Origin of the sequence: Streptomyces sp. NPDC020362 (assembly GCF_040642095.1) — a bacterium.
GTDB lineage: Bacteria > Actinomycetota > Actinomycetes > Streptomycetales > Streptomycetaceae > Streptomyces.
Genome location: NZ_JBFAET010000003.1, coordinates 39,205 through 65,565, shown reverse-complemented (window position 1 = coordinate 65,565; position 26,361 = coordinate 39,205). Strand labels below are relative to the sequence as shown.

The 26,361-nt window shown below is 73.5% G+C and carries 20 protein-coding genes; 6 read left to right on the top strand and 14 right to left on the bottom strand.

Annotated features, from left to right (window positions below; translation table 11 throughout):
* Positions 1-168: 168 nt before the first annotated feature.
* From AB0H32_RS02335 to AB0H32_RS02315, 5 genes are all read right to left on the bottom strand, one after another.
* Complete coding sequence (locus tag AB0H32_RS02335) at positions 169-1,530, bottom strand: C1 family peptidase (RefSeq protein WP_361112895.1); 1,362 nt, start codon at positions 1,528-1,530, stop codon at positions 169-171.
* Between the two features lie 286 nt (positions 1,531-1,816).
* Positions 1,817-3,013: an FAD-dependent oxidoreductase gene (locus AB0H32_RS02330; protein WP_361112892.1), complete on the bottom strand. Its 1,197-nt coding sequence runs from the start codon at positions 3,011-3,013 to the stop codon at positions 1,817-1,819.
* Positions 3,014-3,106: 93 nt separating this feature from the next.
* Positions 3,107-4,051 carry an RNA polymerase sigma factor SigJ gene (gene sigJ / locus AB0H32_RS02325; protein WP_361112889.1) on the bottom strand — a complete coding sequence of 315 codons (945 nt, stop codon included), beginning with the start codon at positions 4,049-4,051 and terminating at the stop codon, positions 3,107-3,109.
* Positions 4,052-4,071: 20 nt separating this feature from the next.
* Positions 4,072-4,839, bottom strand: coding sequence for a hypothetical protein (locus AB0H32_RS02320; protein ID WP_361112886.1), 768 nt, complete (start codon positions 4,837-4,839; stop codon positions 4,072-4,074).
* A gap of 461 nt (positions 4,840-5,300) precedes the next feature.
* On the bottom strand, positions 5,301-5,801 hold the full coding sequence (locus tag AB0H32_RS02315) for an SMI1/KNR4 family protein (RefSeq protein WP_361112883.1): 501 nt from the start codon (positions 5,799-5,801) through the stop codon (positions 5,301-5,303).
* 88 nt (positions 5,802-5,889) lie between these two features.
* Between AB0H32_RS02315 and AB0H32_RS02310 the strand changes: the two genes are divergently transcribed.
* A complete protein-coding gene (locus tag AB0H32_RS02310; protein ID WP_361112880.1) occupies positions 5,890-9,051 on the top strand; it encodes a BTAD domain-containing putative transcriptional regulator in 3,162 nt (1,053 codons plus the stop codon).
* Between the two features lie 11 nt (positions 9,052-9,062).
* Here the strand turns inward: AB0H32_RS02310 and AB0H32_RS02305 are convergent, their stop codons facing one another.
* The 4 genes from AB0H32_RS02305 to AB0H32_RS02290 all read right to left on the bottom strand — a co-directional run bounded on the left by AB0H32_RS02305 (position 9,063) and on the right by AB0H32_RS02290 (position 14,219).
* Complete coding sequence (locus tag AB0H32_RS02305) at positions 9,063-9,872, bottom strand: ABC transporter permease (protein WP_361112877.1); 810 nt, start codon at positions 9,870-9,872, stop codon at positions 9,063-9,065.
* Entirely contained in the window at positions 9,869-10,858 is a 990-nt protein-coding gene (locus AB0H32_RS02300) for an ATP-binding cassette domain-containing protein (RefSeq protein ID WP_361112873.1), read from the bottom strand. The genes AB0H32_RS02305 and AB0H32_RS02300 overlap by 4 nt, the downstream gene beginning before the upstream one ends.
* Positions 10,859-11,031: 173 nt before the next feature.
* Positions 11,032-13,488, bottom strand: coding sequence for an FtsX-like permease family protein (locus AB0H32_RS02295; RefSeq protein ID WP_361112870.1), 2,457 nt, complete (start codon positions 13,486-13,488; stop codon positions 11,032-11,034).
* Positions 13,488-14,219, bottom strand: coding sequence for an ABC transporter ATP-binding protein (locus AB0H32_RS02290; RefSeq protein WP_361112867.1), 732 nt, complete (start codon positions 14,217-14,219; stop codon positions 13,488-13,490). Before AB0H32_RS02290 ends, AB0H32_RS02295 begins: the two co-directional genes overlap by 1 nt.
* A gap of 120 nt (positions 14,220-14,339) precedes the next feature.
* Between AB0H32_RS02290 and AB0H32_RS02285 the strand changes: the two genes are divergently transcribed.
* Positions 14,340-14,948 (top strand): response regulator transcription factor, encoded by a 609-nt coding sequence (locus AB0H32_RS02285; protein WP_361112864.1) that lies wholly within the window; start codon positions 14,340-14,342, stop codon positions 14,946-14,948.
* Between the two features lie 119 nt (positions 14,949-15,067).
* Here AB0H32_RS02285 and AB0H32_RS02280 read toward each other — a convergent pair whose 3' ends face one another.
* Positions 15,068-17,143: a histidine kinase gene (locus tag AB0H32_RS02280; RefSeq protein ID WP_361112861.1), complete on the bottom strand. Its 2,076-nt coding sequence runs from the start codon at positions 17,141-17,143 to the stop codon at positions 15,068-15,070.
* Between the two features lie 160 nt (positions 17,144-17,303).
* Between AB0H32_RS02280 and AB0H32_RS02275 the strand changes: the two genes are divergently transcribed.
* The gene (locus AB0H32_RS02275) at positions 17,304-18,176 is read left to right on the top strand and encodes an NAD(P)H-binding protein (protein WP_361112858.1); all 873 of its coding nucleotides are present in this window, start codon (positions 17,304-17,306) and stop codon (positions 18,174-18,176) included.
* Positions 18,177-18,271: 95 nt separating this feature from the next.
* The gene (locus AB0H32_RS02270) at positions 18,272-18,820 is read left to right on the top strand and encodes a hypothetical protein (protein WP_361112855.1); all 549 of its coding nucleotides are present in this window, start codon (positions 18,272-18,274) and stop codon (positions 18,818-18,820) included.
* A gap of 40 nt (positions 18,821-18,860) precedes the next feature.
* Here the strand turns inward: AB0H32_RS02270 and AB0H32_RS02265 are convergent, their stop codons facing one another.
* Entirely contained in the window at positions 18,861-19,793 is a 933-nt protein-coding gene (locus AB0H32_RS02265; protein WP_361112852.1) for a hypothetical protein, read from the bottom strand.
* Positions 19,794-19,949: 156 nt separating this feature from the next.
* Here AB0H32_RS02265 and AB0H32_RS02260 point away from each other — a divergent pair, with 156 nt between their 5' ends.
* Positions 19,950-20,528 (top strand): hypothetical protein, encoded by a 579-nt coding sequence (locus tag AB0H32_RS02260; protein WP_361112849.1) that lies wholly within the window; start codon positions 19,950-19,952, stop codon positions 20,526-20,528.
* Between the two features lie 245 nt (positions 20,529-20,773).
* Here AB0H32_RS02260 and AB0H32_RS02255 read toward each other — a convergent pair whose 3' ends face one another.
* A complete protein-coding gene (locus AB0H32_RS02255) occupies positions 20,774-22,021 on the bottom strand; it encodes a serine hydrolase domain-containing protein (protein ID WP_361112846.1) in 1,248 nt (415 codons plus the stop codon).
* Positions 22,022-22,504: 483 nt separating this feature from the next.
* Between AB0H32_RS02255 and AB0H32_RS02250 the strand changes: the two genes are divergently transcribed.
* The gene (locus tag AB0H32_RS02250) at positions 22,505-23,965 is read left to right on the top strand and encodes an FG-GAP-like repeat-containing protein (RefSeq protein ID WP_361112843.1); all 1,461 of its coding nucleotides are present in this window, start codon (positions 22,505-22,507) and stop codon (positions 23,963-23,965) included.
* Between the two features lie 156 nt (positions 23,966-24,121).
* Here AB0H32_RS02250 and AB0H32_RS02245 read toward each other — a convergent pair whose 3' ends face one another.
* Together AB0H32_RS02245 and AB0H32_RS02240 are read right to left on the bottom strand one after the other, a co-directional pair.
* Positions 24,122-25,111 (bottom strand): NAD-dependent epimerase/dehydratase family protein, encoded by a 990-nt coding sequence (locus AB0H32_RS02245; protein WP_361112840.1) that lies wholly within the window; start codon positions 25,109-25,111, stop codon positions 24,122-24,124.
* Between the two features lie 141 nt (positions 25,112-25,252).
* Positions 25,253-26,311, bottom strand: a complete 1,059-nt coding sequence (locus AB0H32_RS02240; RefSeq protein ID WP_361112833.1) for a helix-turn-helix domain-containing protein — start codon at positions 26,309-26,311, stop codon at positions 25,253-25,255.
* Between the last annotated feature and the right edge of the window lie 50 nt (positions 26,312-26,361).

Here is a 26,361-nt window from a genome sequence, read left to right as displayed (position 1 = left end):
CCGGAGGGGGCGTGCCCCGCGCGGCTGCCGCACCGGGCAGGACGGGCGGGCGGGTGGGCGGCACAGGCTTTACCGTGCGGCCTGTTCACCGATGGTCGGCCGACTTCGATCGATGCGATCGATGCGGCCGAATCGGCCGAATCGGCCGAATCGGCCGAATCGGCCGGGTCAGTCGGCGAGGGCTCCCATGGGGTCCCAGGCGGGGAGGACGATCGGCGGTCGGCCGAGGGCGGCGGCCAGCTCCGGCGGCAGCGCCGAGCGCCGGACCGCGATCTCGAAGACATGCTCGCCGAACCACGAGTCGTTCATGGTCCAGAAGCCCTTGTCGGCCTTCTCCTCGCCCCAGCTGTTCTCCACCCGCCAGCGGCGCGGGCTCCCGTCCACCACGTCGACGCCGGTGAACAGCATCGCGTGGGTCATCTGCGTGTCGTGGTGCAGCAGCCGGGCGGCCTTGTCCATGGTGAAAGGGGCGTCGTAGACGGCCGCGTAGTCGAAGAGCGCGGCGTCCCAGACACCGGCGTCCGCGCGCATCATCCTTTTCACGTCGCAGCCGAACCACACCGGCTCGCCGCCGACGATCGCGTCCATGGCCAGCCGCTTCATCAGCTCCATCGGGACGTTGAGATAGACCACCGGCGGGGCGTCCACGACGTTGCCCAGGTACTCGACGGTGAAGGTGCGGCCGACCGGGCTCGACTCCCGCGGGTCGTGCACCAGGCAGACGTACTCCTCCAGCGGGAGCTGCACGTACGAGGCGGCGAACTCGGCCGGGGTGAGCCAGCCGTCGCGGTGGAACTCCCTGTCCCTGTCCTCCCACTGCCACAGGAACCGCTGCGGAGGCGTGCCGAGATGAATGCTGAGCACGCGGTGGACGGCGGCCAGCACCTCCCGCTTGTGCTCCCGCTGCGCCTCGGCTCCCGCGGCGGCCTGCCCGCGCAGGTCGCGGGCGCCCTGGCGGAGCAGGGTCTTCAGGGCCCGGTTCATCGCACGGGTCGCGGAGGAGCTGTCGGTCTCCGGCATGGCCGACTTGGGCACCAGGCCGTGCCGGGCGACCAGCGCCACGAACATGTTCCACTGACCGCCGTCACTGATCGGGTCCGCCAGCAGGTACGCCACCGTGCGGTCGTCCAGGTCCCGGTCCGAGGTCTCGATGACCGCTTCGAGGAAGTGGTTCGCCCGCTCGAACTTGTCCCACCAGAGCAGGTAGTTCTGGGAGAACTCGAAGTCCTTCACACCGAGCTTCCGCGCGGCGCCGACCCGGAGCAGGTTGAGCCCGGCGAACATCCAGCAGCGCCCGCTCTGCCGCTGGTTGGTGGCTTTCCAGTCGTCCAGGTGGTGGGAGACCGAGTGGTCGGTGGCGGTGAGAATCCGCCGGTCCAGGGCGACATCGTCCACCGGCGTCTGGGTGACGGCGTTCTGCATCAGCCGGTTCACCGGCCGGGAGGCGAACTCCTTCTCGAACAGCTCGGCCTGATCCGGTGTCAGACTGCGCCCCATGGCCTGGCGGGAGTCGTCGTTTCCGAAGGTCACAGCAGTTTTCCTCCAGTTCCCAGCGGTTCTCCACAGAGGCGCGTCCTCACCGTCGCACGGCGGTTCGGCCGAGTCAACGGCGTGTCGGATGCGAGACGTTGCGGCCGCGGAGTGCCACGCGAGCGCTCGTCGGCGCGGCGGAGTGCCACGTGGGCGCTCGTCACCGCCGCGACGTGCCACGTGGGCGATCCTCGCCACCGCGGAGTGCCACGTGGGCGATCCTCGCCGCGTGGCCCGACGTCGAAGCGGGCGTCCTCGCGCCGAGGGCGCCCGTTCCGCCGGGCCGTCAGGCCGCTGCCCCGACCGCCGAACCCGCCGGGTCCGGCTCCCGCACGATGCTGCGGCGCCGGACGGGCAGCCCGACCGTCGGGTTGGCGACGGCCCAGGCCGCGCCCTTGCAGACCAGTTCCTTGTAGACGGCGGCGAACCGTCCCGTCAGGGCCGCGCTCACGGCGCGATCGTCCGCGGTGACGTACTGGATCAGACCTTCCCTGCGGCCCAGCGAGATGCACTGGTTGAAGTAGCGCAGCGGCACCTTGGGGAGCTTCCCGCCGGTCAGACGTGCCGCGATGGCGTCGGCGGCCTGCCATGCCATGGGGGTGCCGGAGGCGCACGACATCCGCAGCGGCTTGTCGGCGGGGCCGATCGCCATCGCCGCGTCGCCGACGGCGTACACGTCCGGGTGCGAGAGCGAGCGCATGGTGCGGTCGACCATGATCTGGCCCGTGTCGGTGACCTGCAGGGTGGTGGCCTTCGCGATCGGGTGGACGGCGAAGCCGGTGGTCCACACCGTGACGGCGGCCGGGACGGACGTGCCGTCGGCGGTGGCGATGCGGTCGGCCTCGACGCCGGTGACGGCGGCGTGCTCGTGCACGGTGATGCCGAGCCTGCCGAAGACCTCGTGCAGGTGCCGGCGGCCCTTGGGCGAGAGCCAGTCGCCGAGGTCGCCGCGGGCGGCGAGGGCGACGTCGAGGTCCGGGCGGGCCTCGGCGATCTCGGTCGCCGCCTCCAGGCCGGTGAGACCGCCGCCGACCACGACCACGGGCTGTCCGGCGTCCAGGGCGGCCAGGCGCTCGCGCAGCCGGAGCGCTCCGGGGCGGGAGGCGATCTCGTGGGCGTGCTCGGTGGTGCCGGGGACGCCCTGGTCGTTCCAGCCGCTGCCGAGGGCGTACACGAGGGTGTCGTACGCCAGCTCCTCGGCGCCGTCCGCGTCGAGGACGGTGACGGTCCTGCGGTCGACGTCGACGCCGGTGACCTTCGCGAGCTTCAGTTCGACGCCGGTGCCCGCGAACATCTCGCCGAAGTGCCGGGGCCTGAGGTCCTGGCCGGCCGCGAGCTGGTGCATCCGGACGCGCTCGACGAAGTCGGGCTCGGCGTTGACGAGGGTGATGGCGACGTCTTCGCGGCGCAGCCGCTTGGCGAGCCGCCCCGCGGCGATGGCTCCGGTGTATCCGGCGCCGAGGACGATGATGCGGTGCTGCATGTGCGCGCTCCTGTCTTGGGCGGTTTCGCCACCTGAACCGGGCAGCCCGCCGTTTCCTGACAGGAACGCGCTGTGAAGCACCTCACATCGGGGTCAGAAGGCGCTGAGCAGGGGTCCGCCGTGGTCGGTGGCCGCCCACCGCCGGGTCGCGCGGTCGAGCTTGTCGGGGTTGACCTGGTTGCGGAACGCGGCGATCCCCTCGGCGGTGATCTCCAGACACATGACGCCGACGACCCGGCCGTCGACGACCGCCACGACGGCGGGACCGCCGTTGGCGGTCGTGGCGTAGACCTCGGGCGAGCCGCCGACCAGGTCGCGCTTGGCCTTGCTGGGCTTGAACAGACCTCGCATGAACTTGGCGACCGCGAGCGCGCCCTCGAACGCCTTGGCACGGGCCGGGACCTTCCCACCGCCGTCGCCGATCGCGACGGCGTCCTGGGTGAGCAGCCGCACGAGGGGATCGGTCCGGCCGCTGGTGGCCGCCGCGAGGAACTCTTCGACGATCCGCCGGGCGGCGGCCTCGTCGATCTCGGTGCGGGCCTTGCCGTCCGCGACGTGCTTCTTGGCGCGGTGGAAGATCTGCTGACTGGCGGCCTCGGTGATGTCGAGGATCTCGGCGATCTCGCGGTGCGGGTAGTCGAAGGCCTCCCGCAGCACGTACACCGCCCGCTCGCCCGGAGAGAGCCGCTCCAGCAGGGCGAGGACCGCGTACGAGACCGACTCGCGCTGTTCGGCGGTGTCGGCGGGGCCGAGCATCGGGTCCCCGGCGAGCAGCGGCTCGGGCAGCCACTGGCCCACGTAGGTCTCGCGCCGCGCGCGGGCCGAGGTGAGCTGGTTGAGGCAGAGGTTGGTGAGAACCTTCGTCAGCCAAGCCTCGGGGACCCGGACGTGGTCGACATCGGCGGCCTGCCAGCGCAGGAACGTCTCCTGCACGGCGTCCTCGGCCTCGCTCGCGGAGCCGAGCAGGCGGTAGGCGATGGCCTCCAGGCGGGACCTGGAGGCCTCGAACCGGTCCACGTCGTTCATGGTCAGGGCCATGGCCCGGATCCTAGCTCTCCCTAAGCGCGAGGGCCGCCGCATCCCGCCCCTGCACCGCCCGCCTCCGGCCGACTCCGACCGAACGGCGAATCACCCCGCGCCTCGGCCAGTTCACGCAGTGCCCGGTCTCCGGGATGCGCGGCGGCGAGCCGACGCCCGGCCTCGGCGGCCCGGTCCGGCTCGGACCCGGCGAGGGCGCAGATGAACAGGACGAGTTGTACGCCCAGGTCGAACCCGGGGCGGTCGCCTGCCGCAAGGCGTGTGATGCCTCGGTCGACGACGGCGCAGAGGTCGTCCCGGCACGCCGAGACGATCTCCGGGTACAGCAGGTCGTTCGCCCGCCGATCGAGCTGAACCCGGTCGGCGATCCGGATCAGCGCCCGGGCGGCCCCGATGCGCTCGGCCGCGGTGCCGCGTTCGCCGGCCATGTCGCGGCTGCGGCCCACCGCCTCGGCCAGGTGCGCGAACGTGTCGTCCTGGCTGTTGAAGCGGTCGTACGTCTGCCCCCGCCACGTCAGGTCGTCGGGTGCGGCAGCCGCCTCGACGACCGCGGCGTACCCGGTCGGGTCCGCCCAGGAAACGAGCGCGCAGCAGGCAAGGAAGCGTCCGGCCGGATCGGCGTTCTCGTCGCGCAGGAGGGCCACCAGGCCCTCCGTGCGTTCCACGTAACCGCCGTCCAGGGCATCGGCGATGACGTCGTCCGGTTCGGCGGGCAGACCGTCGAAACCGGTGAACAGGAGCTGCCTCGACACGGGGTCCGGCTCCCAGGGGCGTGGGGCGTCGCGCATGGGACGTTCCTTCCAGGATCAGGATCGCGAGGCGGGCCAAGGGCCGGTCGCCCATGATGCGCCGGTCGGGCGCACCGGCTCGTATCGCCGGGGCAGGGGGGCGGGGCGGTGGGGGCGTTCGTGAAGCGCGGGGTGCGGGGTTGCAGGGCCCGAGCGCAGCGGCACGCTGAAGGCCGGCCACTCATGGCCGGCGGTGAGTACGCGCTCCGGTTCCACGGCCGCGCCCCAGTCGGCACCGAACGCGGCCCGTGGCACATCCTCGCCACGCAGACAGGTACCGAGGTGTACCGGCCGGAACAAGGGGTCGTCCAGGCAGGCGCTCCCCGGGACCAGAGGGCCGCCTCCGTGTCCCGGGATCTGCAGCACGCGAGGGTGATGGCACAGGGCACGGACACCCCTGTCCCGTGCCGTCCGGGGTCCGACGCACCGCGGGTCCCGGACGGCCGGCGCCGGGAAGGGCGCTACGTTTCCGCGTCCCCGAGACCGCCTTCAGGGCCGTCCGGTTCGGTTTCGAGCAGCCGCTCCACCGTCAGCGTTCCCGTCGACGTGCCGAGCAGCCATTCTCCGAGGGTGATGCCCTGCGGCCAGAGCTGTCCCTCGTGGATGCACCACATGGGGCCGGCCGGATCGCGGAAGTCGGCCAACGACCACAGGGTGCAGCCCCAGTCGTACATCAGCACCAGGCCGGCGGGGACGGTACCGGAGGGATCCGGGCCCTCCTGGTACAGCTCGGCGATGTCGAGGAAGTGGCCCTGGGCGTGGCCCCCGCGCACCCCCAGAACTCCTTCGGCCGGGCCGAACCCCCCGTTGGCGACCTCGGTGTACAGGCGCCGCAGGAGCGGAGGAACCGGAAACCCGATGACGTCCTCCGCCGCGGTGACGGCCTCCGGTGCGGCCGGCGGTGGCAACGACCGCCCCCGGGCCGCCGTGCGCACCGCTTCCACCACCTCGTCGTCGATCACCGGCCCAGCCTCTCACCGTGAGCCTCCGGCCCGCCCGCAGGGCGGCTCCTCGGCGATCGAGCAGAATCCGTCTGGTTAGTCTGCTGACGTGACAACCGAGTTGGCTCTGCTGTCCCGAGTCGCCTGCCGTGGGCGGGAGATCACCGCGCCCCGGCTGCGCGGCCTGCTGGCGTTGCTCGCCGAGGATCTGCGCGGTGGCTGCAGCACGCACCGGCTGGTGGAGGGGCTGTGGCCGGACGAACTGCCGGAGCGGCCGGGCAAGGCGGTGCAGGTTCTGGTGTCGCGGCTCAGGACGCAGCTGGGTGCCGACCTGATCGTGAGCACGCCGACGGGCTACCGGCTGGCGCTCGACGAGACGCAGGTCGACAGCTCCGCGCTGCTGCTGCGCGAGGCGGAGGCGGCGGAGCGGGCGCGGGCCGGGGACCATGCGGGCGCCCTGGCCGGGGCCGAGGCGGGGCTGGCGCTGTGGGACGGGAGCACGGGCGCCGGGCCGGGAGAGGATCTGCACGACCCGGTGGCGGCGCTGAGAGCCGGCCGGGGCCGGACACTGCGGTCGCTGGTGCGGTTGCGGGCGCTCGCACTCGCCCGGCTGGAACGGCGTCAGGAGGCCGCGGCACCGCTGGCCGAGCTGGCCCTGGAGCTCCCGCGCGACGAGGAGGTGCTGGCCGAGCTGCTGCGCTGCGAGGCCACGACAGCGGGGCGGGCCGCCGCGCTGACCCGGTACGACGTCTACCGGCGCGGGCTGCGCGAGGAGTTGGGCACCGATCCCGGTCCCGGGCTCAGGGCCGTGCACCAGGAGCTGCTGAGCGGGGACAGGCCGTCGGTCCGCCACGGTGTGCCGCACGAGCCGAACCCGCTGCTGGGGCGGAAGGCCGACATCGCCGCCGTCTCCGGGCTGCTGCGCGACGCGCGGGTGGTGACGGTCGTGGGCCCCGGCGGGCTGGGCAAGACCAGGCTCTCGCACGCGGTGAGCCGGGCGGCCGAGCAGCCGGTGGTCCACTTCGTGACGCTGGCCGGTGTCACCGCCGACGACGACGTGGCCGGGGAGGTGGCCTCGGCCGTCGGTGCCGGGGAGGGACGGCAGTTCCCCGGCGGCGGGGACGTCGTGAGCGGCATCGTCGGCGCGCTGGGTGCCGGGCCGGTCCTGCTGGTGCTGGACAACTGCGAGCACGTCATCGCGGGCGCGGCCGCTCTCGTGCAGGCCATGGTGTCGCGGACCGGCCGGCTGCGGGTCCTGGCCACCAGCCGGGCCCCGCTGGGCCTGACCTCGGAGTCCGTGTACGCCCTGCCGGAGCTGTCCCAGGCGACGTCGGTGGAACTCTTCGTGCAGCGGGCGCGGGCCGCCCGGCCCGGCGTGGAGCTGCCGGCGGGCCCGGTCGCCGAGATCTGCGCGCACCTGGACGGGCTGCCGCTCGCCGTGGAGCTGGCCGCGGCCCGGGTCCGGGTGCTGTCCGTGGCCGACATCTCCCGCCGGCTGCGGGACCGGTTCACGCTGCTGCGCGGCGGCGCCCGTGACGCGCCCGAGAGGCATCGCACGCTGCGGGCCGTGGTCGACTGGAGCTGGAACCTGCTGGAACCCGACGGCCAGGCCGCCCTGCGCGCCCTGTCCGTGTTCCCCGGCGGCTTCGCCGAGGACGCGGCGCAGTACGTGCTCGGCGACACCGGGGACGCTCTGGAACTGCTGGAACAGCTGGCCGGCCAGTCCCTGATCAAGGTCAACGACAGCCCGTCCGGGGTGCGCTTCCACATGCTGGAGACGCTGCGGGAGTTCGGCGCCGCCAAATGTGCCGAGGCCGGTGCGGAGGAGGCGGTCACCGACCGGTTCCTCGCCTGGGCGCGGGACTTCGGCCGCGCCCACCACGACGTGCTGTTCACCAGCGACCCCGTACCCGCCTGGCTGCGCATCCGGGCCGAGCAGGACAACCTCGTCCTGGCGCTGCGTCACGCCCTCGCCCGCGCCGACGGGCCCGGCACGGCCGCCGTCACCGCCGTACTGGCCTCCTTGTGGGCCACGGACTCCAACTACCCCCGCCTCGCCGCCCTCGTCGCCGAGACCGGCGGGCCGCTGTCCCGGTTCCGGCCCGGGCCCGGGAACCCCGAGGACGTGGAGGCGGCCCGCAGCGCGGCGGCCGTGTGCGCGGCGAGCCTCTTCATGGGCCGCGGCCCGCACGCCGTACGGCAGTTGGTCACCCTGCGCCGGCTGCCGCCCGCGCCGCCGGACACCCTGCTGCGCGCGCTGGCGATCGTGCTGTGTGCCGTGCCGGACATGCACCCGCCGCGGTTCGAGCGGCTGGTGCAGCTGTGCGACTCCGACGAGCCGCTGCTGGCGGGCGTCGCGGCCGGCGTGGCGAGCTATCTGTGGGAGGCCCAGCACGACACGGAGCGGGCTCTGGCGTACGCCCGCCGGATGCTCGACGCGCTGGAGCCGCTCGGCAATCCGGTCATGCTGGTGCTCAGCCACGGGCGGATCAGCGAGCTGTGCCTGCAGCACGAGCAGGGGGCGGAGGCGTACGGCCATCTACGGGCCGCGCTGGACGCGCTCGGCGGGTTCAGCCGGTTCGGCGAGTGGTCGGACTCGGTCGGGGTGCACTGGGGACTGGTGCTGGCCTGTCTGCAGCGCGGGGACGTCGACGAGGCGGAGTACTGGCTGGGACTCGCGGAGCTGGACCGGACAACGGAGTCCGCCCGGATCTTCGCACCCGATCTGCCGGCCCGGGCGGAGATCGCGCTGGCCCGGGGGCTGACCGAGGTCGGGCTCGGGCTGTGGCGCCGGGCGGTCGCGCAGGTGCGGGAGGGCAGCCTGCTGTATCCCGGCGACCCGTTCGTGGATCCGTGGTCGCTGGAGGTGCAGTCGGCCGCGCTGGCGGCGCATGCGCTGGCCGGCCGGCTGGAGCCGGTGACGAGCCTCGCCGACGGGCTGCGGGAGCGGCTGCTCAGGATGCTGTCCGGCGCCCCGGTGAACGGTGCCCCGGCCGGCGGTGCTCCGGTGGAACTGCCGGTGTACGGCACGGTGTTGCTGGCGCTCGGCTTCGCCGGGCTGGCCCGGGGCGACACGGGCGCCGTACGGCTGGTGGCGCTCGCGGAGCGGATGCCGGCGGTGCGCGAGTTCCCCACCCTGTCCCGGACCCGGTCCCGGCAGGCGGCCGAGAACGCCGACAGGGCGGCGTACGCCGACGCGAGGTCGAGGTACGCCGCCCTGGGGCGGGAGGAGGTGCGGGCGGCGGCACTGCGCGAGCTGACCGGCGGGTGATCCGCCGGGCCTCACCGCTGCTGCTCGCGGTTGAACCGCGCCTTGGACCACAGGTAGCCGAGCACCGTCAGGACGAGGCACCAGCCGACGGCCAGCACCGCGTTCCTGGTGCCGATCCCGCTGCCCATCAGCAGCCCGCGCAGGGTCTCGATGGCGGGCGAGAACGGCTGGTACTCGGCGAACCAGCGGAACCCGTCCGGCATGGTGTCCACCGGCACGAACGCGCTGGACAGGAGCGGCAGCATCGTCAGCGGCATTCCGAGGTTGCTGGCGCCCTCGGGGTTGGGGCTCACCAGGCCGATGCCGACCGCGATCCAGGACAGCGCAAGGCTGACCAGGGCCATCAGGCCGGCCGCCGCGATCCACTCCACCACGGTCGCGTGGGGCCGGAAGCCGATGGCCAGTCCGACACCCAGGATCATCACCAGAGCCAGCATCGTCTGGATGACGCTGCCGATCACATGGCCGATCAGCACGGAGGCGCGGGAGATCGCCATGGTGCGGAACCGGGCCATGATGCCCTCGGTCATGTCGGTGGCCACGGACACCGCGGTACCGAGCGAGATCATGCCCACGGTCATGAGGAGGATGCCGGGGACGAGGTAGGCGATGTAGTCGGCACGGTCCGCATGACCGCCGGTGATGCCGGCACTCATCGCGTTGCCGAAGACGTAGACGAACAGCAGCAACAGCATGACCGGGGTGAGCAGGACGTTCAGGGTGAGGGAGGGGTAGCGGCGGGCGTGCAGGAGGCTGCGCCGCAGCATGGTGAGGTTGTCGCGGACGGGGTGGGCCCGCAGGGAGGGGGATACGGCGCTCATCGGACGGTCTCCTTGTCGGCGGAACCGGTGGAACCGGTGGACCGGGTGGGGTCGGGGCTGCCGGTCAGGGCGAAGAACACATCGTCCAGATCCGGGGTGTGCACGGACAGTTCGTCGGCCTCGATGCCTGCCGCGTCGAGCCAGTCGAGGATGGCGCGCAACTCGCGCTGGCTTCCGTCGCTGGGGATCTGCAGGGTCAGCGCCTGGTCGTCGCGGGTGGTCTCGCGCAGTGCGGTGGCCGCCTGTTCGTAGGCGACCGGGTCGGAGAAGCGCAGCCGTACGTGGCCGCCGGGCACGAGCCGCTTCAGCTCCCCGGCGCTGCCCTCGGCGACGAGCCTGCCGCCGTTGAGCACCGCGATGCGGTCGGCGAGCTGGTCGGCCTCGTCCAGGTACTGGGTGGTGAGGAAGACGGTGGTGCCGCCGGCGACCAGCTCGCGGATGATCTGCCACATGGTGTGGCGGGAGCGCGGGTCGAGGCCGGTGGTCGGCTCGTCCAGGAAGATGATCCGGGGGTTGCCGACCAGCGTCATGGCGATGTCGAGGCGGCGCTTCATGCCGCCGGAGTAGGTGGAGGCGGGCTTCTTCGCGGCCTCGGTGAGGTCGAAGCGCTCCAGCAGCCCGGCGGTGACCTGCCGTCCCTCCCCCTTGGAGAGGTGGTGCAGGTCCGCCATCAGGAGCATGTTCTCCTCGCCGGTGATCAGGCCGTCCACGGCCGAGAACTGGCCGGTGACCCCGATGGCTGCCCGTACCGCCTGGGCCTCGGCGGTGAGGTCGTGCCCGGCGATCCGGGCCTGTCCGGCGTCGGCGCGGATCAGGGTGGACAGGATGTTGACCGCGGTGGTCTTGCCCGCGCCGTTAGGGCCGAGCAGGGAGAAGATCGTGCCCGCGGGCACCCGGATGTCGATGCCGTCGAGGACGGTCTTGTCCCCGTAGGACTTGCGCAGCCCGGTGGCCGCGATCGCGAGTTCGTGGTTGGTCGCCGTCATGCCGCAGAGCTTGCGGCCGGGGCGGTTCAGATCGGCTTCAACCCGGTTTCAGCGCCCCGGGGACGGGTGCGGAGCGCTGAAACGCACAGGCCGGGCGCCCGGCGTGCGGCAGCACCGCCCCCGCCGCCGCGCCCCGGGCACCCTCCTTGCCGACCGTCGCCCGCCCGGGGCGCTCACTCGCGGGCGCCGATCACCTCCGCCGGACGCTGCCGCAGAGCCAGCCGGGCCGGGAGAGCCGTCGCCACGAGGGCGAGCGCGGCCGTGGGGGCGACCACCCCGAGATAGGTGAGCGGTGGGACGTACGGGGTGGACGAGCCGGTCATGCCGGTGGCGAAGGCGGTCAGCGTGACCAGGGCGATGCCCGTCCCGACGACCGTGGCGACGGCGATGGCGGCGAGCGTCTCCAGGCGCAGTGTGCGCAGGACCTGGCGCCGTGTGGTGCCCACCAGCCGCAGCAGGGCCAGCTCACGGGAGCGGTCCGCGGTCGACATGCCCAGGGTGTTGATCACGGCGATCGCGCTGAAGGCGATGATCAGGCCCATGGCCACGTAGTTGACCTCGGCGTCGGGGGCGCTCTCGGTGACGGCCCGGGCGCGGTCCATGACCGTGGCCGAGGGGACGGCAGGGATCAGCGCGGACAGTTCGGCGCGGGTCAGGCCGGGTGCGGCGACGTAGAGGGTGCCCATGGGGTTGTCCACGTGCGCGGCGACCAGGTCGTGGGAGAGGGTGAGGTCGCCGTAGCCGAGGCCGCGGGTGTAGAGCGCGGCGACCCTGAGGGTGGCGGGGGTGCCGTCGCCCAGGGTGAGGCGGACCGTGCCGCCCACGGAGACGTGCAGGCGTTCGGCGGCGTTCTCGCTGACCGCAAGGGAGTTCCTGCCGAGGTTGCGCAGGGAACCGGCGACGACGCCGAGGTCGGTCGTCCGGGTGAGGCCCTCGGTCGTCACCGCCTGCGCGCCGTACTTGGTCAGGCCCGCCCGTACCGTGGTGTGCAGGACCTCGGTGACGGCCTCGACGCCCGGCCTCTCGCGCAGGGAGCGGGCCACCGGGCCGGGGACCTGCGGGCCGACGACGTAGTCGGCGCGGCTGCCCGCGGCGACCTCCCGCTGGGCGGCGTGGCCCATCGTGGTCTGGACGAAGAGGATGGTGCAGGCCATCGCCACGAGCAGGCACAGCGGGGTGACCACGGACGCCAGCCGGCGGGAGCCGGTGCGCAGGTTGGCCGCGGCCAGGTGCCCGCCGACGCGAAAGGCACGCAGCGGCAGGGCGATCAGGGCGGTCGCCGCACGGACCAGGAGCGGGCCGAGCAGGGTCACGGCCACGGTCCACATCAGGGCGGTGAGCATGGTCACCGGGCTGCTGGCCGCCTCGGTGGACAGGGTCGACAGGACGAGGGTGAGCACGACGGCCGCCGCGGTGGCGAGCAGGCCGGCCACCAGCCGGGGCCAGGGCAGCCGTGCGGTCGGCAGGGCGGCGTCGCCGAGCGCCTCGACCGGTCGCACCCGGGCCGCCCGGCGGGCGGAGAGACGGGCCGCGGCCCATGCGGCCGGCGCGGTGGCGAGCAGCGCGGCGAAGGCGGGGAACGGGCTGACCACCAGCCGCAGATGCTCCGGTACGGCGCCCAGCGCCACGAACCGGGCGTACAGCCAGAAACCGAGTGCGATGCCGGCGGCACTGCCGGCGGCTCCCGCGGCGAGGGCGATCACGAGCGCTTCGCCGCCGAGCATCCGCCGCAACTGCTTCGGGGTGGCCGCGACGGCGCGCAGCAGGGCGATCTCCCGCTGCCGCTGCTGCAGGGAGAGCGCGAAGGTGCCGGCCACGACGAGGACCGCGACCAGGAGGGACGTACCGCCGAGTGCTCCGCCCAGGCTGACGAGTTTCACCCGGGCCTGCTCCGCGTCGAGGAACTCCACCGCACCACGGCCGTCCCCGGTGTAGGTGAGGGCTCCGGTCCCGCGCAGGGCGGCCGCCACGTCGGGCCGTTCGCCCGGCTTCGGGAACACCCCGATGGCGCTGACCTGCCCGGGGCGGCCCGCCAGTCGGCGTGCCTCGGACGGGGCGAAGAAGAGGGTGTCCTGGCTGGGCAGGGCCTCGCGGGTGACGCCCGAGACCCGGTAGGTGGCGGTGCCCGCCGGGGTCAGCACGCCCAGCCGGGTGCCCACGCGGGCGCCCGAGCGGGCGTCGACGACCACCTCGCCCGCGGCCCTCGGGGCGCGGCCGGAGGCCAGGGTGAACGGGGTGAGCGCCGCCGAGTCCCAGCCGTGGCCCTGTGCCCGGCCGCTTCGGGTGCCGACGGGGAAGGTCACCTCGGCGACCACCTCGCGCACGCCGGGAGTGCGGCGCAGCTTCTGCGCCAACGACGAGGGGATCCAGGCGCGTTCGGCGATCGGCTTGGCCTTGTGCTTGGTCTTGCCGTTGGACTTGTGAACGGTCCGGTGCACGTACTGGTCACCGGCCACGAGGACCGGGGCACCGGCGTAGCGCTCGGGTGGGACCCGGCCGCGCAGCCCGGTCTCCAGCAGCATGCCGCAGGCTGTGACCAGCGCGGCGGCGCACAGCAGGGTGACGAACGCGCCGGCGAAGGAGGCCTTGCGGTGGCGCAGCGTCTTCAGTGCGAGGGTCAGCACGGTCATCACGTCCACGCTCCCAGCCGGGTCATCCGCTCGGCGATCTTGTCGGAGGTCGGGGCGCCCATGGAGTCGACGATCCGGCCGTCGGCCAGGAACAGGACGCTGTCCGCGTACGAGGCCGCCACCGGGTCGTGCGTCACCATGACCACCGTCTGTCCCATGTCGTCGACGGTCTCCCGCAGCAGGGCCAGGACGTCGCGGGCGGTCATCGTGTCGAGCGCTCCGGTCGGTTCGTCCCCGAAGATCACCTCCGGCCGGGTGGCCAGGGCGCGGGCGAGGGCGACGCGCTGCTGCTGGCCGCCGGAGAGCTGGGCCGGACGGCGGTCCGTTCGGCCTTCGAGACCCACCCGGCGCACGATCTCGCCCAGCCAGGCGCGGTCCGGGCGGGCGCCGGCCAGCCGCAGCGGCAGGGTGATGTTCTCCAGCGCTGTCAGCGAGGAAATGAGGTTGAACGCCTGGAAGACGAACCCGACCCGCTGTCGGCGCAGACGGGTCAGCTTCGTCTCGTTCATTCCGGTCAGGTCCGTGTCGCCGAGCCGGACGGTGCCCGAGGTGGGGGTGTCGAGGCCGGCGGCGCACTGCAGGAAGGTGCTCTTGCCCGATCCGGAGGGGCCCATGACCGCGGTGAAGCTGCCCGGCGGGATGCGCACCGAGACCTCGCGGAGCGCGGCGACTGCCCCCTGCCCCTTGCCGTAGACCTTGCTGACTGCGTCCAACCGCACTGTGTCTGCCATGCGTTCAAGCCTGCTGGGCAGGGGGGACGCGGCCCATGGACGGCGTCATGTCCGGAGCATGACCTCGTCATGAGCCGGATGATCCGGACACCCCGCGGCCCAACTGGTATATGTGGCCGGGTGATACGGGTGCTTCTGGCAGAGGATCAACACGTCATCAGGGGGGCGCTGGCGGCGCTGCTCGGTCTGGAGGAGGACATCGAGGTCGTCGCCACCGTCGACTCCGGCACCGCGGCCGTGGACGCGGCCCGGGTCTACGAGCCGGACGTGGCCGTGCTCGACATCGACATGCCGGGCACGATGGACGGGCTGGACGCGGCGGCCGTCCTGCGGGAGAAACTGCCGGGCTGCCGGGTCCTGATGCTCACCGCGTACGGCAAGCCCGGGCACCTGCGCCGGGCGCTCGGTGCACGGGTGGACGGGTACGTGCTCAAGACAGCGCCGCCGGAGGAACTGCTCGCCGCCGTGCGCAGGACGGCGGCGGGCGAGCGGGTGCTCGACCCCTCGCTGGCGGTCACCGCATGGGACCTGGCCGACAATCCGCTCACCCCGCGCGAGGCCGAGGTGCTCCGGCTGGTGGCGTCGGGCGCGGAGGCCACCGAGATCGCGCAGCAGGTCCACCTCACGGCGGGTACGGTCCGCAACTACCTGACGGGCATCGTCACCAAGCTCAACGCCCGCAACCGCACGGACGCCGTCCGCATTGCGACGGAGGCGGGCTGGATCTAGGGCCTCTCTTTCGGATCTCGCCAAAGTCGCGGGGTCCGGCACGCACAGGTCCGCCACGAGGCGCCGTCGCCACAAGCCGGCCCGACCCGGAAGAAAGGCCCTGGGTCCCGGCTCGGGCATCAGCTCGCCGCCGTGCGCTCGTACGGCACCCATGCGACCAGCTCGAACCAGCCGTCGCCGGGCGCCAGGACCGTCAGTTTCCCGTCCAGCGCGGCGAGCCGGGCCGTCAGGTTGCCGATGCCCGACGAGCCCCGGCGGCCGCTCGTGCCGCGCGCCCCGTCGTTGCGCACGCGCAGCCGCGTCCCGCCGTCCTCCGACGCCGTGGAGATCGCGCAGGACCGGGCGGCGCTGTGCCGCAGCACATTGGTGACCGCTTCCCGCAGCACCGCGCTCAGTGCGGTCTCGGCCGCGGCCGGCAGGCTGTCGTGGGCGAGCGACACCTCGGCGTCGATGCCCGCGGCGGCCAGGACCGCGCGCACCGACGCCGACTCCGCGGTCAGTGACATCCGGCCCGCGCCGCCGGTGGCCGCCCGCAGGTCGGCCTCGCCGCGCTCGGCCATGGCCAGCACGCTCTCCAGTTCGGCCGGCACCCGCTCGGGCGGGAGCCTGCGTGCCAGTTCACAGGTCAGCAGCATGCCGGCGAGGCTGTGGCCGAGCAGGTCGTGCAGGTCGCGGGCCGCGCGCAGGCGTTCCTCGACGACCGCCGCGCGGGCCAGCCGCTGCTGCGCCTCCTTGAGCTCGCCCACGATCTGGGCGAGCCGCAGCAGCCCGTACACGACGAGACCGCTGACCACGGTGCTGAGGGTGTAGTTGACCGTCGTCGCAAGCGGCAGCCTCAGCAGCACCCCGATCGCCGCGACGCTCGCCGTCACACAGCAGACCAGCGGCCAGGCCACGCGGCGGCGGAACGCGAGCGGCAGCGGTCCGGCGAGGAACCCGGCGACCCCCAGCCAGGCACGCCCGAACACGAAGAGGGGCAGATAGGTGCACAGCGCCATCACCGCGAGCGCCACCATGTGCCGTCCGCGGACCGAGCGGACCTGCAGCGCGACCACCAGGGCCAGGCAGGCGGCGGCGGGCAGGACGCGGTCGCCGGGGACGAGCAGCAGGCTCTTGAGCGAGAAGCCGACCAGCACGGTGACGAGCAGGGCGACGGAGAGCACCTGGGCGTACCGGTCGCCGTCCGGCTCCCGGGGCCGGGCCGAGTCGGGCAGTTCGGCCTCCACGACGTGCCGTCCCTCGGGGGTCAGCCCGGTGGTCAGGGTGCCGCCCGCGCCGGCGATCCGGTCGGGCAGCGGGCCGAGGCTCTCGTCCTCCGCCGTCCGTGCGCCGTCGCTGACGACGCGCAGCCGTACACGTCCCCGCTCGGCGGCCGTCTCGATCAGACAGCCGGTGGCCGTGCCGCGCCGGACGACATCGGTCACGGCCTCGCGCAGCACGTCCGCGAGCAACGCGCCTGCGGGGCCCAGGGGTTCGGTGTGCCGGGTGCGCACCTGCACCGGTGTCCCGGCAGCGGTCAGCAGCGCCCGTGCCGCCGTCACCTCGGGCGCCAGCGACAGGGAGCGGAAGGAGGCCGCGGAGCGGCGGGCGTCGGCGAGGCAGTCGCGTGCCGAGCGGGTGACGTCGGCGAGCAGCCGCTCGGCGCGTTCCGGTTTCGCCAGGGCCTCCCGTACGCCGGCGGTGATACCGGCGAGGCCGCGCCCGAGGCCGTCGCTCAGCTCACCGGCGATCCGCAGCCTCTCCTCGGCGACGGCGGCCGCCGTCAGGCCCAGCCGGGCGGTGTGGAGTTCGTCCGCGCGCTCGGTGAGCCGGATGAGGCCGTAGATGACCAGGCTCATGAGCACCATGCTGATGGCCGAGTCCGCGGGTCCGGTGAGTGCGGCACCGGCGGCGACCGGTACGGTCAGCAGCCGGGCGGGAGTCAGCAGCAGCGACCCGCCGAGGAAGCCGAGGATGCCCACGGACGCGCCGGTGAGGTACACGGCCGCGCAGCAGACGGCTCCTTGCGCGGCCAGCAGCCAGACCCGTCCGGACAGCAGCCGGGCCCGTCCGGGCAGCCGGCGTCGCAACGAGGGCAGCACATGGAACAGTTGGAGGCCGAACACGGCGGGTGCGAGCACCGATCCGGCGACGAGATAGACGGTCGCGAAGGCGGCCAGAACCACGATCGTGACACCTCGCGCCGAACCGGACACCGGACCTCCCCCGTCAGCCGTGTCCCGACGTCCGCGATCCTATGCGAGGCCGTCCCCGCGGCCGGTGCGGGTGCGGGTGCGCAGGGGCTGCTTGATCGGCCAACTCCCCGATGTCATCGTCATGTTGACGGACGTGCCGCACCCGACACAGGGGGTAGTCGTGATCGTCGTCACCGGAGCCACCGGCACCGTGGGGTCGGAGGTCGTCAGCGGTCTGCACGAGCGCGGTGAACAGGTACGGGCGCTGGTGCGCGCCGGATCGGCGGCCGCGCCGGCATGGGGGCCGGAGGTCGAGCGGGTGGCCGCCGACTTCGCGGATCCCCGTTCGCTGGACGCGGCGCCGGCCGGGGCCGATGCGGTGTATCTGCTCGTGGCGGTGCATCCCGGGATGGGCACGCACGAGCGGAACATCGTCGAGGCGGCCGTCCGCACCGGGCGAGGGCCCCGCGTCGTGCTGCACGCCGCCGCCGGGATCGGGCGACAGCAGGACGGCGTACGGTTCCTGGCCGCGCACGCCGCCGGCCTCGGCCACCTGACCGGTGCCGGGCTGCCGTGGACGGTGCTGGCGCCGAACGGCTTCTTCCAGAACTTCCTGGGCATGGCGCAGGCGGTGCGCGGTGGGCGGCTGGCCCTACCGGGCGGCACGGGCGCGGTGTCGTACGTCGACGCCCGTGACGTCGCGGCCGCGGCCGTGGAAGTGCTGACCGGGGACGGGCACGAGGGCGCTGTGTACACGCTGACCGGCCCCGAGGCCCTGTCCCACGCGGAGATCGCCGAACGGCTCGGCACCGCCGTCGGGCACCCGGTGGCGTACACGGCCACGGAGCCCGACGCGGCGCTCGCGGGGATGCTCGCCGCGGGCTGGGAACCCTGGCGGGCGGCCGGGCCGGTCGAGCTGTACGGGCTCTACGCGGCCGGCGGCGCGGCCGCGGTCACCAGCGACGTGGAGAAGCTGACGGGGCGGCCCGCCCGGTCGTTCGCCGCGTTCGCCGCCGAGTACGCCGCCGTCCTGCGCGGGGAGGCGGGCCGCTGAGCGGCCGACGGCAGCCGGAGCGCTCGACACGCCACCCCGGACGGATCCGGCCGCTGATCCGTTACGCTGCGCGTTCGGTGATCCGAGGGGGAGACATGTTCGGCAAGCGGCTGCTGGTGGCCGGAGTGACGGCGGTTCTGATAGCCGGGCTCGGCGCGTGCGGGGGCAGCGGGAGCGGCGGCGGGAGCGCGGGCTCGGGGTCCGTGAGCGACACCGCCGGGGGCGGCCCGGACAGCACCGGGCAGCCCAGCCCCACTCCCGACGCCGTCTCCGGCCTGCGCGACCAGGTGCGCCACGTCACCGCGAAGACCACCAGGGCGACCCGGCCGCACATGGTCCGCAGGTGCACCACCGGCACCCGCCGGGTCTCGCACACGTCGAGCACCGGAACGGGCACCCGGCGCAGGACCCACACCTCGTACACCACGGAGCACTACCAGCACTGCACGAAGGTGCGCAGCGGAACCGAGACGTACAGGCGGCTGGTCCGGCCGGAGCGCTGGTGCGTGAGCCTGGACGACGTCGACAAGAACACCAAGCGCGACGACGTCTGGTACGAGGTCGACCGCCCGGCCTACGACGAGGCGCTCGCCGCAGACCAACACGCTCCTTTGACGTTCGTCCCGAAGGGCACCGGCTGCTGACCGTCTCCCACGGCACCACCCGGTGGCCGGCCCACGCCGGTCACAGCCAGCCGCGCTCCACCGCGCGCAGGGCCGCCTGGAAGCGGGTGGTGGCGCCGAGGCGGCTCATCAGGTCGGCCACGTGGGCGCGGTACTTGCGCAGGGACATGTTCAGCTCGCGGGCGGCGGTCTCGTCCTTGCCGTAGGCGGCCAGGGCGCGCAGGACCCGCGCCTCGGTCGCCGTGAGGTCGAGCGCGTCCAGGTCGGCGGCGCGCGACCACAGGGCCTCGTACAGGTTGACGAGCGCGGCCACGATGCCGGGCTGGCGGATCATCAGTGCGGCGGCATCGGGCTCGTCCGGGTCGACCAGGACGAAGGCGACCCGCCGGTCGATGATGAGCAGGGGGAGGAACGGTTCGGCCGTCACCCGGTGCAGGTCCCCCGACCCGTGCAGGAGCCGGGCGTAGGCCATCTCGTCGGGCAGGTCGAGGGTCGCCGCGCCGACCAGGGTCCGGCTGATCATGCCCTTGGCCAGCCGGCGGCGGAAGGTGCGCGCGGCTTCCTCCGAGTGGCGCTGGCGCGGCGAGCGCGGCAGACGCTTGGCGTTCATCGTCTCGGCGCGGTCGGGCAGCGCGTCCACCCGGAGGTTGACCTCCGAGCTGTGCTCCAGGCGTTCGACGAGTTCGACGGGCCGGCCACGTCGTGCCTCCTCGGCCAGGTCGCGCACCACGTCGAAGACCCCGTCCAGCCGGGCCAGCTCCCGTGAGGTGCGCTCCACCTGGCGGCGGACGAGCAGGTCGACGACGGCCGCGGGCGGCAGCGGGACCAGATGCCGGTCGACCACCCCCAGCGCCCGCAGCTCGTCGAGGACCGCGTTCAGACGGGGTACGCCGAGTTCCTCCTGAGCCGTCCGCAGGTCGAATCGCCGTGTGCGCAGGAGATGACGGTAGAGCCGTTCCTGATCGCGTGTCAGACCCAGGCTTTCCAGACTCATGGCACCCCCGCACCGTGCAACTTCCTGCCGCAGAGTCTTGCATCTTCTCCCCGTGTCGGCGCGCACGGCCGAAGGGCAGGCTGGGGGCCGCCGGCCGGAGGGGGGCCGTCGTGTCCGGCATCTGTGACCCGGCACGTACACAAGGGGGAACCACTCATGGGTTACGTCCGCAGCTTCGTTCCATGGATCGCCGTCGCCGTGCTGACCGGCACGGTCGACATCCGCTGGGCCGTGCTCACGGGCCTCGTCCTGGCCGTCGGACTCGTGGCGGTCCAGCGCCGCGCGGGCCGCGGCTGGGACGCGCAGGTGATCGAGTGCAGTGCGGCTCTGTTCTTCGCCGTCTACGCGGCCGCGGCGTTCGCCGCGCCCGGCTCCGACGCCGTCGCCCACTACGGCTCGCCGCTCTCCTCGGTGTGGCTCGCCGTCACCGCCTGGGGTTCGCTCGCGCTCGGCCGCCCCTTCACACTCGGCATCGCCCGCACCCAGGTGCCCGAACACCTGTGGAACAGCCCGCTGTTCGTGCGCGTCAACCAGGTCATCACGACCGTGTGGGCCGCCTCGTTCACCGTCTCCGGCGCCGGAGGCGTGCTGCTGCGCCACTACCGCCCGGACGACAGCACTGCCCGGACGCTGCTCACCGTCGCCGCGTTCGTCGTGCCGGTCCTGTTCACCGTGCGCTACCCCGAGATCGCCCGCAGCCGGCACACCGCACCCCGGGCGGAAGCCGCGAAGTGACCGTCTCGCACCGCCGCTCCGGTTGACCGTCAGGGAGACCGGGCGCCGGACTCCGAGGCGGCGGGGTCGCAGGCGGACGACCGGCTGCGACCCCGGGCCCCTGAGATGCAATGCACCGGCTGTGCCCCGGGTCCGTCGAGACGGAATCCACCGGCTGGGCCCCGGGCCCGTGGAGGTGCCGTGGGGCCGGAGCCGCCCCGCCCGGCGCCTGGGGGCATGAGCGGCAGGGGCGGCGTCCGGCAGGCTCAGTTCCCGGCCGGGACCAACGGGCCGAAGGAGGCTGCGGCTATCTGCAGGGTGTAGCGCATCTCGGTCCCGTCCAGGTTGGTGGGATTGAGCGAGTAGACGATCTTGCGGGAGAGGTCTCGGGTGGCGAAGACGCCGCTGGTGTAGCCGGGGCGGGAGCCGGTCTTGCCCCAGACCTCCACGCCGTTGGCGGCCCTGACCCGCATCAGGCCCATGGACATGCACGCACGGCCCGCGTCGGACTCGGTGCGGCACTGGCTGCTGTGGAAGCTCGGCACGTCCGGGACGGCGAAGAGCTTCGCCTGCTGGGCGGGCGGGAGCAGACGGCCGCGGAGCAGCGCGGTGATGAAGCGGTCGAGGTCGGCCGGAGTCGAGATCATGCCGCCCTCGGCCCAGGGCCAGGGGCTCTGCTCGGTGACGTCCGCCGGGTGCGTGGTGCCGTCCGCCGCCTTGACCGTCAGATAGCCGTGGGAGTGCGGGGCCGGCAGCCGCGCGTCGTCCGCGTCGGGAACGTAGGTGTCGTCCAGGCCGAGCGGCCGGGTGATGCGGGACCGCACCTCGTGGGCGAAGCTGCGGCCGGTGATCTTCTCGACCAGCAGGCCGGCGACGTAGTAGTTCTCCCCGCTGTACTGCTGCGCCGTGCCCGGCGCGAACTGCATGGGCCGGCCCGCCATCAGGTCGATCACCCGCTGCGGGGTGAAGCTCTTCAGGCGGTTGGCGGCGAACCACTCGGGGCTGCCGTCGCCGAAGTCCGGGGTGTCGGCGGCGCGCGGCAGACCGCTGGTGTGGTTGAGCAGCTGGCCGACCGTGACGGGCGGGACATCGGCGGGCAGGACCCCCGGCAGGTACTGCTGGACGGGCGTGTCCAGGTCGATCCGGTGCTCGGCGGCGAGCTGCAGGACGATGGTGGCGGTGAAGACCTTGGAGATGCTGCCGATCCGGATGTGCGCATTGCGCGGAACGCCCTGGCCGGTCTCCAGGTCGCCCACGCCCGACGTGCCGGACCAGTGGCCCGCACTGCCGGTGATGCGGAGCAGCGCGCCGGTGACGTCCGCGTTCGGCAGGCCGGCGATGGAGGCCCGCAGCGCGGCCGGGTCCAGGGCGGGCAGCGACGCGGTGGCGGCAGCGGCCGCCGGGCGCGGGGTGGCGGCCGAGGCGGGGGTGGCCAGACCCGCGGCCAGGGTCATCAGCAGGGCGCTGGAGGCGGCCACGGCGGTCCAACGGCCGTGCCGGACAGTGCGGTTCACGAACAGATCTCCCCGTGGAAGTGGCGGTCGGACCGGCGAGCGCCCGGCCCTGCCACGAGTCTCGGGCACACCGGCGTCCCCGCTCATCAGGGAACTCCCCTGACAGGCCCCTGAGATGAAACCCCGACACCCCCCGGGGCCCGTGAGTCCCTCCGGCTCCCGTGAGCCCCCCGGCACGTCACACACCACACCCCTCCGCACCTGCCCGCAGCCCTCCGCCCCCCTTCGCCCCCCTCGGCGCCCCTGCGTCACTTGCATCACTCGGAACGCAGCCTTCACACAAGACCCAGGAATTAACCGAACTCACGTACAACCCTTGCCTTTTCCCGACGGTCTCCTCATCGCGCCTCCGGTCCCACCAGCACCGGCGCCGGCTCCACCCCTTTTCACCCCGCAGCCCCGGGGCCTGGGCGCCCGCCCGTCCTTCGGCCCGGCGCCGGCGGACCGCCCCCCTTCCACACCCGCCTCTCAACGGGAGACAACGTGAAACACCCCCTGCGCGGCAGCACCGCGCTCGCCGCCCTGCTCGTGGCGGGCCTGACCCCGGTGACACTGTCCGCGCCCGCCTCGGCCGCTCCCTCCGGCCTCCAGGGCGACTTCAACGGCGACGGCTACCGGGACATGGCCCTCGGCGCCTCCTTCGCCAAGGTCGGCGGCAAGGACCGGGCCGGCCAGGTCGCCGTGGTCTACGGCACGGCGAACGGACTGAACCCGGCCAAGCACCAGCTGATCAGCCAGAACACCGCGGGCATCCCCGGCGATGCGGAGCAGGAGGACCACTTCGGCGACCGGATCGCCACCGCCGACCTCAACCGCGACGGCTACAGCGACCTCGTCATCGGGGCCCAGCGCGAGAAGGTCGGCAGCGCCGACGGCGCGGGCACGGTCGTCATCGTCTGGGGGTCGAAGAACGGCCTGTCCGGCGGTACGACGGTGAAGAACCCGCAGACCCTGTTCGGCAGCTACTTCGGCCTGAGCATCGCGGCCGCCGACTTCACCGGCGACGGCAAGCCGGACCTGGCGATCTCGGCGCAGAGCGACACACAGAACCCCAGCAGCTGGCGGGTCCGGCTGATCCGGGGCCCGTTCACGAAGTCGGGCTCGACGGGCAGGGTGTCGTCGTACTCCCCAGGCATCGACAAGCCGGTCCTCACCGCCGGGAGGGTCAGCGGCGACACCAAGGCCGACCTGGTGGTCACCGGGCAGAAGCCCAATGGCGACCACCTCGCCACGGCCGTCTACTACAAGGGCACCTCCGACGGCATCAGCAAGGCGGCGAGCCTGCGCACCGCGTCGACGGCCGCGATCGGCGACCTGAACAAGGACGGATTCGGCGACATCGTCCTCGGCAACCCCGAGGACCCCGCGGACGAGCCCTCGGGCTCCACCGGCGGCAAGATCCACGTCATCTACGGCACCTCGTCCGGCCCGAGCGCCACCCACCGCGTCACGCTCAGCCAGAACACGGCGGGCGTCCCGGACTCCTCGGAGGAAGAGGACCACTTCGGCGAGGCGCTGGCGATCGGCGACTTCGACAAGGACGGCTACGGGGACCTGGCGGTCGGCGCGTCGGGCGAGAGCTTCGGCGACGACTCCCACTACTTCCCGGTCGCCGGTGCGATCACCCTCCTGCGCGGCTCGTCCTCCGGTCCCACCACCACGCACGCGGTGTTCCTGACCCAGGACAGCCCCGGCGTGCCGGGCGCGATGGAGGGGGGCGACGGTTTCGGCCGCACCCTCCTCGCCTCCGACGTGAACCGTGACGGCCACGCCGACCTGACGGCGATCGCCGACGGGGAGAACGACCCCGAGGGCGCGGCCTGGTTCCTGCCCGGCGCCTCGTCCACGCTCTACTCGCAGACGGCGTCGACGACCTTCGGCCCGACGAAGGTGGGACTGCCGGCCGGCGAGTACAGCGACTTCGGGGGCGAGTTGGCGGGCTAGCACGCGCGAGATCAGGCGCCCATCGGGTCGCACAAGGCGCAATGACGGGCGTGGCCCGTTGTCCGGGACGTGGGGCCCGCAGTCCGGACGTGGGGCCCGCAGTCCGGGATGTGGGGCCCGCAGTCCGGGCCATGGGGTCGGTCGTGTCGTGGCGGTTCAGCGCGTCGTTGCGAACTCGCGCATTCCCTCCGCGAATTCCACCTCCGCCTTCCATCCCAGTTCCGTCCGCAGGCGGGACGAGTCCGCGGTGATGTGGCGTACGTCGCCGAGGCGGTACTCGCCGGTGACCAGCGGCTGGGGGCCGCCGTAGGCGGCGGACAGGGCGCGGGCCAGGTCGCCGACCGTGTGCGGGGTGCCGCTGCCGGTGTTGTACGCCGTGAGGGTGCCGGGGCGAGGCCCGGCCTCCAGGGCGGTGACGTTGGCGGCGGCCACGTCGCGGACGTGCACGAAGTCCCGGCGCTGGTGTCCGTCCTCGAACACGCGGGGAGCCTCACCGCGTTCCAGGGCCGAGCGGAAGAAGGAGGCGACCCCGGCGTACGGGGTGTCGCGGGGCATCCGGGGTCCGTACACGTTGTGGTAGCGCAGGGAGATCGCCGTGCCGTCCGTGGCGCGGGCCCAGGCGGCAGACAGGTGCTCCTGGGCGAGCTTGGTGGCGGCGTAGACGTTGCGCGGGTCGGCCGGGGCGTCCTCGCCGACCAGGCCCGGGGACAGCGGTGCTCCGCAGACGGGACACCCCGGGTCGAAGCGGCCCGCCCTCAGGTCGTTCTCGGCGCGGGGGCCGGGGCGTACGACGCCGTGCGCGGGGCACTCGTAGCGGCCCTCGCCGTACACCACCATCGACCCGGCCAGCACCAGCCGCCGCACGCCCGCCTCGGCCATCGCGGCGAGCAGGACGGCGGTGCCCAGGTCGTTGCGGGAGACGTACTCGGCCGCGTCGGCGACGCCGTTGCCGAGGCCCACCATGGCCGCCTGGTGGCAGACCGCGTCCACACCGGCCAGGGCCCGGGCGACGGCCGCGGGGTTGCGCACATCGGCTCCGGGTTCGTCCCGGACGTCGTACACGACCGGCTCGTGCCCGCGCGCCCGCAGGGCGTCGACGACATGGGACCCGATGAACCCGGCACCGCCGGTGACCAGTACACGCATGGGGCCACGCTAGGTCCGCACCCCGCTCGCAGCGGGGTACGACGGGCGGTACGTCACCTCTCCGTAAGGAATCCGCACCGAGCCGTGCGGAGCCTCCCAGGGACGTCGGTGCGGAGCCTCGCAGGGGTCCCGTGCGGAGCGTCACAGGGGCTTGGCGGGCCAGTCCAGCAGGCGGGCGCCGATCACGGCCGTCTGGAGCATGTAGCGGTGCGCCGGGTCGGCCGGGTCGGCGCCGGTCAGCTTGTGGATGCGTTCCAGGCGGTAGGTGAGCGCGCGCACGCTGAGGGAGAGACGGCGGGCGGCCTCGGTGGCCACGCAGCCGGAGTCGAAGTACGCGGTCAGGGTCTCCAGAAGGGGCTCGGCCCCGCCGCGTGCCGTGGTGAGCGGGACGAGAATGTGGGAGACCAGGTCGGCCATCGCCTGCCGGTCCCGGGCGAGGACCGGGTAGACGAGCAGGTCGGCGGCGCGCAGCAACGGCTCGTCCAGGTCGATCCGTTCGGCCATCTGCAGGGTGGCGAGGGCCTCCTCGTACGACTGCACGACGCCGCCGGCGCCGGGCTGCGGGCGGCCGACCGCGACCCGGCCGCCGTCCATGGCCGCGTACGCCTGCTTGGCGAAGTAGGTGACGACGTCGTCCTCGTCGCCCGGCGCGATGCACACCAGCCGGCCGTTCTTGGTGGTCAGCAGGATGCTGCGGGCGTCGAAGCGGCCGAGGACCGCCCGTTCCACCTGCCGGGTCACCGGGTCGCCCTCGGTGTGGGCGGCCTGGCCCTCTGCGACGGCGACCACGTGCGCCCCGGACAGCCTCAGGCCGAAGCGCTCGGCGCGCTCGACGAGCCGGCCCAGGTCGCTGCGGCCGTAGAGCAGGTCGTCGATGAACTCCCGGCGCGCGGCCTCCTCCCGGCGCACGGCGAGCCGCTGGGCGCGTTCGTAGCCCTCGGCGAAGGCGTCGATCGCCTGCTGCACGGCGGCCAGGGTGCTGTCGACGGAACCGGCCTGGCCCGGCCAGTCGGCGCGGGCGGCGGCCAGGTGCGCGACGACCAGGGCGCGCAGCCCGTGGCCGGCGTCGGCGGCCTGCTCGCCCAGGGAACGTCGCAGAGCCAGCTCCTCGCGGGTCAGCCGTCGGCCGGTGGCCGCGACCTCCGCCAGGGTCCCTGTATAGCCGTCCAGATAGTGCTCCGGTATCGGATGTTCGGTCACGCCGTCCCCGTCCCCCCGTGCTCCCCCGTGATTTTGACGCCCCGGTGACG